At 42.5% G+C, this 12,217-nt stretch carries 9 protein-coding genes; 5 read left to right on the top strand and 4 right to left on the bottom strand.

Annotation, left to right across the window (positions count from 1 at the left end; genetic code table 11):
• Positions 1–93: 93 nt before the first annotated feature.
• Positions 94–627 carry a GNAT family N-acetyltransferase gene (locus LPAF129_RS06495; RefSeq protein WP_244055352.1) on the bottom strand — a complete coding sequence of 178 codons (534 nt, stop codon included), beginning with the start codon at positions 625–627 and terminating at the stop codon, positions 94–96.
• Between the two features lie 54 nt (positions 628–681).
• Entirely contained in the window at positions 682–2,751 is a 2,070-nt protein-coding gene (locus tag LPAF129_RS06500) for a BglG family transcription antiterminator (protein ID WP_244055353.1), read from the bottom strand.
• A 298-nt stretch (positions 2,752–3,049) separates the two neighbouring features.
• Between LPAF129_RS06500 and LPAF129_RS06505 the strand changes: the two genes are divergently transcribed.
• The 3 genes from LPAF129_RS06505 to LPAF129_RS06515 are packed head-to-tail and all read left to right on the top strand — an operon-like array spanning position 3,050 to position 6,505.
• Positions 3,050–4,855, top strand: coding sequence for a PTS mannitol transporter subunit IIBC (locus LPAF129_RS06505; protein WP_244055355.1), 1,806 nt, complete (start codon positions 3,050–3,052; stop codon positions 4,853–4,855).
• A gap of 49 nt (positions 4,856–4,904) precedes the next feature.
• The gene (locus LPAF129_RS06510; RefSeq protein WP_244055356.1) at positions 4,905–5,348 is read left to right on the top strand and encodes a PTS mannitol transporter subunit IIA; all 444 of its coding nucleotides are present in this window, start codon (positions 4,905–4,907) and stop codon (positions 5,346–5,348) included.
• Positions 5,348–6,505: a mannitol-1-phosphate 5-dehydrogenase gene (locus LPAF129_RS06515; RefSeq protein WP_244055357.1), complete on the top strand. Its 1,158-nt coding sequence runs from the start codon at positions 5,348–5,350 to the stop codon at positions 6,503–6,505. The genes LPAF129_RS06510 and LPAF129_RS06515 overlap by 1 nt, the downstream gene beginning before the upstream one ends.
• Positions 6,506–6,710: 205 nt before the next feature.
• On the opposite strand, the gene LPAF129_RS06520 is transcribed toward LPAF129_RS06515, so the two are convergent.
• Together LPAF129_RS06520 and LPAF129_RS06525 are read right to left on the bottom strand one after the other, a co-directional pair.
• Positions 6,711–8,291: an ATP-binding cassette domain-containing protein gene (locus LPAF129_RS06520; protein ID WP_244055359.1), complete on the bottom strand. Its 1,581-nt coding sequence runs from the start codon at positions 8,289–8,291 to the stop codon at positions 6,711–6,713.
• Positions 8,288–9,898 (bottom strand): ATP-binding cassette domain-containing protein, encoded by a 1,611-nt coding sequence (locus LPAF129_RS06525; RefSeq protein ID WP_244055361.1) that lies wholly within the window; start codon positions 9,896–9,898, stop codon positions 8,288–8,290. The genes LPAF129_RS06520 and LPAF129_RS06525 overlap by 4 nt, the downstream gene beginning before the upstream one ends.
• Before the next feature lie 182 nt (positions 9,899–10,080).
• Between LPAF129_RS06525 and LPAF129_RS06530 the strand changes: the two genes are divergently transcribed.
• Both LPAF129_RS06530 and LPAF129_RS06535 read left to right on the top strand, forming a co-directional pair.
• The gene (locus LPAF129_RS06530) at positions 10,081–11,415 is read left to right on the top strand and encodes a PTS galactitol transporter subunit IIC (RefSeq protein WP_244055433.1); all 1,335 of its coding nucleotides are present in this window, start codon (positions 10,081–10,083) and stop codon (positions 11,413–11,415) included.
• Between the two features lie 75 nt (positions 11,416–11,490).
• Complete coding sequence (locus LPAF129_RS06535) at positions 11,491–12,174, top strand: HAD family hydrolase (RefSeq protein WP_244055363.1); 684 nt, start codon at positions 11,491–11,493, stop codon at positions 12,172–12,174.
• Positions 12,175–12,217 lie beyond the last annotated feature (43 nt).

Here is a 12,217-nt window from a genome sequence, read left to right on the forward strand (position 1 = left end):
TGAAGCTAGGGGACTTCAAGCTGCTTTACTTTATTTTTTTAGGGAAAGTTAGTGGAAATAAAAATTCCCCATTTGTATTTGGGTGTAGACTGGCTAAAAATCAAGATAAAAGTAAATATTTTCTTTGCCAGCTTGACTGGTATGGGCGTAAACCTGGGTATTTAAACCACCAATTTTAAATCCACAGGCTAAGTAGAATAAGCAGGCATTCAGATTGTTACTTTGACAAATCGTAAAAATCCCTGCATATCCTTGACGAAGCGCGAGTTTACTAGCAAATTGTAGAATTTGTTGAGCGACGCCTTGCTGACGGTAGGTACGACTGACCTTTAAGTCGTCTAAATACAAATACTGAAAAGGGTGGTCTTTGAAAATTCCTAAACCAACTGGCAAATCGTTAGCGAAGGTTCCGACTGCGAAGCCCTGATTATTAACTTGTTCTAACTGGTAGTTTTCCTCGGGAAACGTTTCTACAGAAATTTGTGAAGTAGGATAGAAGCACAATTTGTAACACCATTCAGAATGAAGGCGAGTGACCTCGAAGGTGCCAGGTCGACAAAAAGGTTCGTTTGTTAACGTTAAAGCTTGTTGATTTTGCGTGGTGATCAACATCGTTTTAAGTCTCAAGATAATTTTGCTCCTTTTAGTGTCTGAATTTCTGAGTGACACTGTGACTTGAAGTTAGTTGCGTAGGACAGCCAGAAATTTCTCAGTTAAAAATGAGCGTAATTCCTGGGTAGTGCCATGTTCAAAGAGTGCAGTGTTCTCATCGTTCATGATGATCAAACTGCTGATCATGCCCAGTGTGCGTTCTGTAAGTTGGTCTAAATCATAGGGAGCTAGCAGCAATAAGACTCGATTGACGTAAATCTGCTCCTGGTCCATCGCTTGCATCATGAACGGTTCTTGCAGTTCATAAATCATACAAAATGGTTGCTTGACTCCATAAGTTGCAGTGTGTAGGATCGCTAGATTGGTATCTGGGATCCCAATTGGCGCGAGCTTCACTCGGCGTAACAGGTTATTAACCACGTCAGTTTGGTCTGTAATCACAGTTGGCGGAGTTTGTGCAACAATCTTTTCTGTAATTTTTTGCAGTGACTCCCCAGTATTGTCCAGCTGGTTCACATGAAACTCTTGGACTAGCTGGTTATACAAGTGAACTTCTCGTTCCTTTTCGATTAGAGCTTGCGGTGTGACCGAAACAGGTGCTGTACCCAAGTCCCCCGTTTGTTCTTGGGTCGTTGACGAATATTTTTTTTGATAAGTTTGCAGCCAATTTTTGACTTTGCTAACATCATTATCCAGTAACAGTGGACTGACAACTTGGTAATCTCTGGGAAATCCTGGTAAATCAATGGTCGATAAAATAATATCGTAGTCGCGTGGTTCGATTTGATGTAAGTCACTGACTTTGCTGGTATCGATTTGTTGGATTTCAGGGATCTCACGCATCAAGCGGCTTTTCAAAATTTGTGAGGTGGAAAAGCCATTTTCACAAATGACCAGTGCTCGTAATTCACGTTCATAGCTACGGTTGGTATATTCGTTGGCAAAATACAGCAATAACAATTGCAGTTCAGGTTGGGTCAGCTGTTTGTCTGGAAAAACTTCTGCCCATTTCTCACAAACGGTAGAAAATAAACGTGAATAGCGGTCACTTACTCCTGAGAGAGTCTCAATTTGGACGTTTGGGAGTTGTTGCTGGTCATTTTTAATTAAGTTTTCAATGTGTTTAGATAAACGTTTGAAAAACTCAGGGTTACGGCGAAAATCCCAGCCATAGGCAGTTGAAACCAGTTCAACTAACTCGCGGACTTGAATCATCACTGAAAAATCGTCGACATTAAAATCATAAGAGTTCACATTGACGTTGGCGTTTTGCAAATGTTCCGCTAAGAAGAAGATTTCATCTTTAGGGAGATCAACGTTGATGTTAATGCTATCCCAGTCAAAACTGGCAAAAAATTTATAGGTCACTCCTAAGTATTCCAAATTTTCTGTCTGTGAAACAGGGTAGGAAATTGGCTGATCATGTGTCAAACGTTCAAGCGAAATCGTAAACATTAAGACCGTGCTGATGATTTGCCGGTCAGAATAAAAGTTGATTTGTGGTAGAACAGTTCGGTTTAATTGGGTGTAACAAGCAGATAACAATTGATAGGGCAACAGGGTCATGAAGAAATTGCTGACTGAGTTATCATGGTCGTTTAAATAGCGCAAAAACGAATAAGCGTTGAGTTCTGTGAGTAAAATGCCACATAAAACTTGGCGTCGTTTTAATTCACTTCCGCTAATTTGGACACCAACGCCCTTTTTCTTAATGACCTGGAGTTGATATTCTGCTAGGGAGTCTGTTAGCGTCAATAAGTCGTGTTGAATCGTGCCTTCACTAACATTTAAATCGGTTGCCAAACTGGCAATTTTGGTCATTCCAGTTGCCAGTAACAAGAGGGCAGCCACGGCATTTTGACGTTGAGAAGAAGATAAGTCGTAGGCAGAATGCTGGTTGCTTAAGGCAACTTGAAGGACTTGCTTGTTTTGGGCAGAGCCTTCTAATAAGTAGCGGCCATCTTGACTAGTCAAAATTAAGTCGTTTTGTTCTAAGAACAAGCGGAGTGCGGAAAATTCCCGGTAAAGGGTCCGCCGACTAACGTGGAGTTGTTTTTCCATCTCTTTTAGAGAAAGACCATTTGGCTCAGTGAGAAAAGCGAGTAAGATTTGTTTTTGTCGTGCCGAAAAAAGTACCATTGTGTTTACTCCTTATCTAAATATGTAGAAAACAGGGTGGAGTGAGGCGGTTAGAATCTAGCTTAATAATAGTGAAAATTATGGCAAGGTGCAAGTCGGAAAATGTTTGGTCCAATGTTTGTTTCCATAATCTTGGCACTCGGGTTTGTGCCAACTTTGACACTAGATTTGATTGTAACCGTCTTCAGTAAGCCTTACCATTAATCATGGAAGTTCACGAAAGAAATTATTCTTAGTGGAAGACAGATATTTTAAGTTACACAGACTAAGTGTTACAAGATCAAAGGAGGAAAACAAAATGTCACAAAATACTGCGACGGCTGACAAACCCAAAACAAGTTTGAAAGCTAAGGTTCAAAAATTTGGGACATTCCTATCAGGAATGATCATGCCCAACATTGCCGCTATTATTGCCTGGGGCCTGGTTACAGCGCTCTTCTTAAATCCGGGAGGCTGGTTCCCAAGCCCAACCTTTATTAAATTAAGTGCACCAATGTTGTCATATTTATTGCCATTATTAATTGGTTATACCGGTGGTAAGATGGTCGATGACGAACGAGGCGGAATCGTCGGTGGAATTGCCACGATCGGGGCCGTTGTCGGGTCAAGCGTACCAATGTTCTTGGGTGCCATGATCATGGGACCTTTGGGCGGCTGGTGCATGAAGAAGATCGACGACATGTTCCAAGCTAAAATTAAGTCTGGGTTTGAAATGATTTACAATAACTTCTCCGCTGGGATTTTGGGGATGTTGCTTGCAATGTTAGCCCAAGTTGTCGTTGGCCCATTCGTGGATGCCGGGACAAACTTCATGGCGTCAGGTGTTGATTGGATCATTTCAATTCATGCTTTGCCATTAGCTAACCTATTTATTGAACCAGCCAAGATTTTGTTCTTGAACAATGCGATCGGAAATGGAATCTTGGTCCCACTTGGAATCCAAACTGCTTCTAAAGTGGGTAAATCAGTACTCTTCTTGCTGGAATCTAATCCAGGTCCTGGGATTGGTGTCTTACTTGCCTTTTGTTTCTTCGGTAAAGGCAGTGCGAAATCATCCGCTCCAGGTGCTGCAATTATCCAATTCTTCGGTGGGATCCATGAAATTTATTTCCCATACATTATGATGAAACCATCATTGTTCTTAGCCGTCATGGCCGGTGGTGTGTCTGGAACATTTACTTTCCAGCTGTTAGACGCTGGTTTGAAAGCCGCTGCTTCACCAGGTTCAATTATCGCTGTGTTGTTAATGACACCAAAGGGCAGTTACGTCGGTGTGATTGCTGGGGTCTTAGTTGCTGCAATCGTATCTTTCTTGATTTCTGCTTTTATCTTAAAACGAGATAAATCAGATCCAGATGCTGACGACTTTGCTGGCCAACAAGCTGCAGTTCAAGAAATGAAAGCTGAATCAAAGGGTCAAACAAATACTGCATCAACAAGTACTTTAGACTATAAAGATGTGCAAAAAGTTATTTTCGCGTGTGATGCCGGGATGGGTTCATCTGCGATGGGTGCTTCATTACTCCGAGATAAGTTTAAGAAAGCCGGTTTGGAAAACGTCCCTGTGACTAACATGGCTGTCCGGAACTTGAAGGACGAACCAGGATTACTGGTTGTTACTCAAAAAGAATTATCTGAACGAGCACAACAAAAAGCACCACATGCAATCGATGTTTCAGTGGATAACTTTATGAACAGTCCACGTTACGATGAAATTGTGGCGAACTTAAAAGTTGCTTCACAGGAAAAAATTGACGATGGTGTTCAACCAACTACCCAAGCAGTGAATGCGACACCTGCCAGTGATGTGGCTGAAATCAACTTTGATTTGGTCGCTGAAATTGACTTTATTCATCATGATCAGCATACTGGTTCAGCAACCATGGCTACAAGTTTGTTAAAAGAACAGTTAGCTAAAGCGGGTAAGAAAACAACAGTTAAACGCGTCTCGATCGATGATGTCGCTGATGAAACTGACCGTTTGGTAATTTCAACACCAGAAACGATCAAGAACCTGAAATCGCGTTATACTAATGTTCAGGCCTTGGCAGTGGCTGATTTGCAAGACAAGAAGTTAAGCGAAGTTGTTAAAAACGTTAAATAAGAGAGAAACCTCAACTAGGGTTTAGAAAAAAGAGAGGCGGGCAGAATAAATGGACTTACAAGAAAATATGATTCTGTTAAATCAAAGTGTTCCTAATAAAACGGCAGCCATCAGATTGGCAGGAAAATTGTTAGTGGATGCAGGTTGTGTCGAACCAGAATATGTGGACGCAATGATTGCCAGAGATCAGGATGTTTCGACATATATGGGTAATTTCATCGCGATTCCACATGGGACCGATGAAGGTAAAAAACACATTAAGAAAACGGGGATCTCAGTGGTACAAATTCCGATGGGCGTTGATTTTAGCGAAGACGCTGCAACCGATAATACGGTGACAGTTGTGTTCGGAATCGCCGGTTTGAATAACGAACACCTCGACATTTTGTCACAGATCGCGTTATATTGTAGTAACATCGACAACGTTGCCAAACTTGCCGATGCCCAGTCACCAAAAGAGATTATTGATTTATTGAAAGAGGTTGAAAACTAATGAAAGCAGTGCATTTTGGAGCAGGTAACATTGGTCGCGGTTTTATTGGAGAAACATTAGCCGCTAACGATTTTTCGATTGATTTTGTGGATGTTAATCAAACTTTGATTTCCGCTTTAAACGAACGCCATGAATATGATATTGAATTAGCTGCACCTGGCCAAGAGAAGATCCATGTGGAAAACGTTGATGGAATCAACAATGGTGAAGAACCTGAAAAGGTTGTCGCAGCTATCGCTACAACAGACTTGGTGACAACTGCGATCGGACCAAAGATCTTGCAATTTATCGCTCCGTTGATTGCTGACGGCTTAGTTGCTCGTAAGCATAACGATAATTTGACCAAAGTCGACGTGATCGCCTGCGAAAACATGATTGGCGGATCTGCTCATTTGAAAGAAGAAGTTTACAAGCATTTGGCAGACGAAGACCGTGCTTTTGTGGATGAATACGTTGGGTTCCCCAATGCGGCGGTTGACCGGATCGTACCTTTGCAAAAACATGACGATCCATTGATGGTTTCAGTTGAACCATTTAAGGAATGGGTCGTTGACGAATCACAAATGGCTCGCCCAGAATTGAAGTTAACTGGGGTCGATTATGCGCCTGACCTCGAACCATTTATCGAACGGAAGTTGTTCTCAGTTAACACCGGTCATGCTACGGTTGCCTACACAGGTCAAACGTTGGGTTACGAAACAATTGGCGATGCCATTAAAGATGAACGCGTCTTGAACCAATTGAAGGGTGTTTTAAAGGAAACTGGTGACTTATTGATCGACAAATGGGGCTTCAAGCGGGCTGACCATGAAGCATATCAAAACAAGATCATTAACCGTTTTGAAAATCCTTATATCTCTGACACGATTGCTCGGGTTGGGCGGACACCAATCCGGAAACTGGGCTTTGACGAACGCTTCATTCGCCCAATTCGTGAAGCCAAGGAACGTGGCTTAGGTTATGCCAAACTGTTGGAAACAGTCGGTAAGATTTACCAGTTTGATGTACCAACAGATGATGAGAGTGTTAAATTACAACAGATGTTACAAGACAAATTTGCCGAAGTAGTTACTGCTACGACTGATTTGAAAGATCAGGATCTGGTAGCCGAGATTGCTGGCAAGTTAGTCGCAGAATTTAGTGCACCACGCAAGTAGTTTAGAAAATTAGACAGCACCAGTCTCGCCGGGATATCTGGCCAGACTGGTGCTGTTTTTTGGCTAATTTTGTCAAATCTGAGTGAGGCCCCTTTTGCGGTGTCCGCGTCTGGAACGAAAGTGGACAAGGTTGGTTAAAGTATGTCCCAAAACGGAGTCATCAGGTCCATAGTCAAGTTAACTTTGCTCAGCTGGTTACTTATTTTCAGGAATCCGCATGCTTGATTTTTCCGTCTGCTAGGACTAACTTCTGAAAGTTTGAGTGCTCGGTTTCTAGCTGATGACTGACTAGCAAAACGGTCGTTGGTAATGAGGCCAGGCAGGTAAAGACCTGCTGGGTCGTTTTTTCATCGAGGTTGGCGACCGGCTCGTCTAAGACCAACAAATCTCCTAGTTGTACGAGACCGCGAGCAATCCCAATTAGCTGCTTTTGTCCCGCCGACAGGTTAGCTCCGTTGACTTTAAGCTGGTGGTTAAGACCATTCGGAAACTTTTTTAAAACCCGGTCCAAACCAATTTTTTGGCTGATTGCTAGCAGCTCGTTGGTTGGAATTTGCCGTCCAAGCAAGAGGTTTTCTTGAATACTGCCGGCAAAAATTGGATTATCTTGTGGGACTAAGGTGATCAGTTGCGCATGTTCATTGGCTTGAGCGGGAAAGGTCAGTCGACCTGCAGTTGGCTGCAATTCACCAGTTAAAAGTTGAAGTAAGGTGGTTTTTCCACCGCCACTTTGACCAGTTAAGACGATTTTTTCATGCTGAGTTAAATCAAGCTTCAAATTTAGTTGAGCTAAAGTCGCGTGCTGGTTGTGAGGATAGGTAAAACCAACCTCTTTCAAGGTGATGGCTGGTTGTTTGTGCAAAACACTAGTAGTGATAGTCGGTTGTTCTAAGTAACTATTGACTCTAGTTCGTGCGACTTGTTGGCGACTTAATTCGCTGTAATACGCAGGAGCTTGGTAGAAGATCCAGGTAAAACTATCCGTGAGTAAGGTGAAACTGATGAACTGTCCCAGGGTGAGCTGGTGAATGCTCATCAGATAAATTTCCGCAATTAAGGTCAACACATCAAACAACAGGCCAAAGAAGACACTGCTTGTAGTGAGCCAAGCCTGAACTTTACGATTCTGATATTGCTCATTTAAAAAATGAGCATAGGTTTGTTGGAATAATTTAGTACCAAATTCTTCATATCCGTTGATCCGCAGAAAATCCCGGGCATTGAGGATCTCCGCTAGTGAACGTTGAACATTTTCCTGCTTGGTCTGTTGCTGTTTTTGAGTTTGCAACAACAGCTTGGTGAAAATTTTAGGACCGATCACGGAAATCGTTGATAACAAAATAATAATGAGCGTCAACAACGGAGAACTAAAGACACCGAAAACTAACGCAGCTACTAAGGAGCAAAAGCCAGTGATCAGAGCTGTGATGGTAATGGGTAATTGTTGAGCTAAGATGTGATTATCAACGTTCAGTAACGTGAGCCATTTGCCTTTGTCAGGTGCTTGTCCAGGCGTGGCTTCTTTTTTGAGTAACAGGTCGGCAATCTTTTTTTCTAGCTTAAAAGCAATTTTTTGACTGTGATAGGCCGTTAAATAGCGTAGAATAATAATCAGACAGCAAAGTAAGAGTAACATCCCTGCAAATGTTAACAAGCTGGACTGCTTTTGCTGAATGGTCGCCAACTCAAAGGCTAAAAAGAATTCAAAAACCGAGCAGAGTAGCGCTAATAACCAGACCAGAACCGTTTGACGGCTAACCTGTTTAAATAGTTGAGTGATTTTCATTGTTGGGACCCTCCATTCAGTTGAATGATATGATCGTTTGGCTCGATCAGGTCAAAGGTGTGGGCAATAATAATTACCCCACGTTTAGTTGCCACGGTTCGCAAAAGCTGGAGTAAAGATGCTTGATTTTCTTGGTCCAAATCTGAAAATGGCTCGTCTAAGAAAATAAATGGTTTATCTTCTAATAGAGCACGGGCGATTGCTAGGCGCCGGAGTTGGCCGATAGAAAAGTCGCTCGGACTGACGAGACTGTCTAATTGTTGCGGTAATTCTAGGACCCGGTCCCAGAGGTCTAATTTTTCTAGGATCACTTGGATGTCTGGCTGACTAATGTTAGGGTTTCCCAACGTTAAATTTTCTAGTAAAGTAGTTGAGAATAACAAACTTTTTTGAGAAACAAAGCTGATTTGTTCTGAGCCCAGACTAGCCACAGAAGATCGGTCACGGCTAAAGTTAATTTCTCCGCTAGTTGGGACTAAGTTGCCAGCAATCAACCGCAGTAAGGTGGTTTTGCCAACACCGTTTTTACCGATCATAAAGTACAGCTGCTTGGCCAGTAGCGTTAGGGAATAATTGCTAAAAACCTGCTGGTCAGAGTTAGGGTAGGCAAATGAAACATTGGTCAGTGTGATTTGGTCACTTTTAGTGTCTGTTGGAACTTGAGTGGGGGTGTCATTCTCTGCGAGATAGGTCACAACGCGGGCGTAGGCGGTATCTTGTTTGGATAATGCATCTAAGGTATAAGGAAGATACAAAAACTGGAAGAAAATTGAACCAATGCCAGCATTCCACAAACCTAACATGACACTAGTGGTAAACATGCCAAAATGAACCAGGACAAAGCCCAATAAAATCGTGATGATCTCTGCAATGTAGACCCCGCCGACTAAAAGAGCTTGATTTTCGGCAACGTAATTAATGTATTTGTAGTAAAATGGTTTTTTCTGGTCAAAAAGTTGCTGATGTTTGTGCATTAGCCAAGGCAAAACTTGTAAACTAATTAAAACGGGAAAGCCACGGTAGACCTCTTCTAAAAAAGCTTTATGGGTATCATTTTGTGCCAAGTATTGCTGATTTTCATGGGTAGTCAAACGGAAGAAACGCTGACTAAGATAATAAAAAATTAAGCTGATCAGGATAAAAATGAGACCGTATGGTAAGGAGAAAAAGACAAGGTAAACTAAACCGTAAATGACACTCAGACTAAAATCAAGTAAAGGTAACAGACCAGTGGTAAGTGAAGCTGAAAAAATGGCAACGTCTTCATTAATTAAGTTCAAAACCTTACCCGTACTAGTCTGATCGTCTGACTGGCTTAAAAACTGCTTGAGTAGCCGGTTGCTTAATGTGGCACTAAGCTTTTGGCAGATTTTTTCTAAGAGCAATGCTGAATATAAGTAAAAAACAATGTAAATGCCGACACCAAGTATCATCCAGACTAAGGTGTGCATGATTTTTTCAAAGTGACCACTGCTTGCGGCAGAGATCCCAACTTGGAGTAAGTAAGAAATAAAAACATTAAAACCGCTAATAATGATGTGCGTTAAAAGGAGTAAGGTCAGTGATTTTTTGTTGATCAAACGAAGTAAGAACAGATATTTATGCATAAGGTCACCTCAAAAATAAACAAATAGTTGATTTTGTAACAGACAACGTGCAGTAATTCAGAGAACTTAATTATATTATACAAAGAAAAAAACCAAAAAAAAGAAATAACTCTAATATTATTAAAATCAAATGATATTTGATGGAGATTTGGGGACAATTTAAAAAACGAAAGGAAATGACAATGTTAGCTGGGGTACAAGAAGTTATTAACTGGGGGGCGCCGGTCATCTTGCCGATCATTATCGCAATTTTTGCGTTAATTTTAGGGACTGGGCTGAAAAAAGCAATCAAAGCAGGACTGACTGTTGGAATTGGTTTTGTGGGTTTGAATTTGATCACGGGGTTATTGGGGGATACTTTAGGCCAAGCAGCACAAGCGATGGTCAAACGACTGGGCTTATCGCTGACGACTTTGGACATTGGCTGGCCCGCCGCATCGGCGATTTCGTACAGTACCTTATTAGGAATCTCGGCTATCCCACTGGGGATCGGGGTCGACTTATTTTTGCTATTCTTTGGATTGACAAAGACCTTGAATATTGATATTTGGAACTTTTGGCACGTAGCGTTTATTGGTGGGATGGTTTATGGTGTCGGACACAGCTTTCCGTTGGCGTTATTTTCAATGCTTGCTTATCAAACACTGTTGTATTTTTTAGCTGATTTAAGTGCACCGACTATCAAAAAATATTACCATTTTCCGAACGTAACTTTCCCACATGGGATCGCCTTACCCGGCTATATTTTTGCGTGGCCGCTGAACTGGCTGTTTGACCGAATTCCCGGGTTTAACCGCCTGCAAGCTGATCCTAAAACGATTCAAAAACGGTTTGGTCTCTTTGGTGAGACATCAGTGATGGGGCTGTTGATCGGTTTGGGTGTTGGGATTTTAGCTGGCTATCAGGTGGGCGAGATCTTGAACCTTGGGATCGAGACGGCAGCGGTGATGGTCTTATTACCTAAGATGGTGTCACTGTTGATGGAAGGTTTAGCGCCGGTTTCTCAAGCTGCCAACCAATTTGTGAAGAAACGTTTTCCAAGTCGTGAACTTTATATTGGCATGGACGCGGCTTTAGCCGTGGGTGATCAAGCAGTCTTAGCGGTCTCCTTACTGATGATTCCGATCACACTCTTGTTAGCACTAGTTTTGCCGGGCAATCAAACTTTGCCTTTTGGCGATTTTGCGACGATCTCATTTGCAGTTAGTTTAATGGTCCCCGTTTTTCGGGGCAACATTGTGCGGGCCGTCGTTGGCGGAACTATTTATCTAACGACGATCTTATACTTAACTTCGTGGGTCGCACCGTTAGTGACTAAAATGGCCCAAGCAGCGCAGTTTGATTTAGGCCATGCACCACAAATCACGGCGTTGATCGAGGGCGGACTGTGGCCCACCGCACTGTTTGTATGGGGTGCACGAAGTCTGCCGTGGGTTATTTCAGGCTTAGTCTTACTTTTAGCTTTAGGCGGTTTGTATGGGCTGAATCGGAAACAGCTGGCTCATAAAGCAGACTAAAATTTGAAAAGATAAAAAATCCTTGTTAATTCTGGACTCAATGGAAGTTAACAAGGTTTTTTTGGTAGAATAAGGATGACAACTACCGAAAGAAAGAAGGGACAAGCGGTCATGTTAAAAACGGCGTATATTTTTGATATGGACGGAGTATTAGTTGATAGCGAAGCTTTTTATTTTGAGCTGAGGATGCAATTTTTGCGGGAACATCACTTACCGAACTACTATCCAGATATTAACGCCTATCTGGGCGTTGATCCAGCTGTCGAATGGCAAATGATGATTCCAGATGCAGCCGTTAGACAACAGCTGTCGGCGGATTTTGAACGGTTTTGGGCTCAACACCCGATTGATTATGCGGCGTGTATACTGCCGCAAGTACCTGAATTATTATTAGACCTTAAACAGGCAGGCTGCCGGATCGCGCTGGCATCGGTCGGTGCTTTGACGGAGGTCGAACAGATGCTGACCCAGTGCCAGCTGCCGGTTACATTTGACGTGGTATTAAGTGCTGCTGATGTTCAGCAAAAAAAGCCGGCCCCAGATGTCTATTTAGCAGCAGTTCATCAACTAAAGTTAACTTCGCGCCAATGTGTGGCGATCGAGGATAGTACCGTGGGGATCATGGCTGCTAAGCGGGCTGGGTTAGAAACGTGGGCCATTGCTGATCCACGGTATCACGTGGATCAAAGCCAAGCCGACCGAGTTTTTACCGGCATTGGAGCAGTGCGTGATTTTATTAAGAAACAACAGACAAATTAAGGCCGATGGACCAGAGTATTTTGGCTGGTGCATTGGCGGCAAA

Source organism: Ligilactobacillus pabuli (assembly GCF_022836475.1).
GTDB lineage: Bacteria > Bacillota > Bacilli > Lactobacillales > Lactobacillaceae > Ligilactobacillus > Ligilactobacillus pabuli.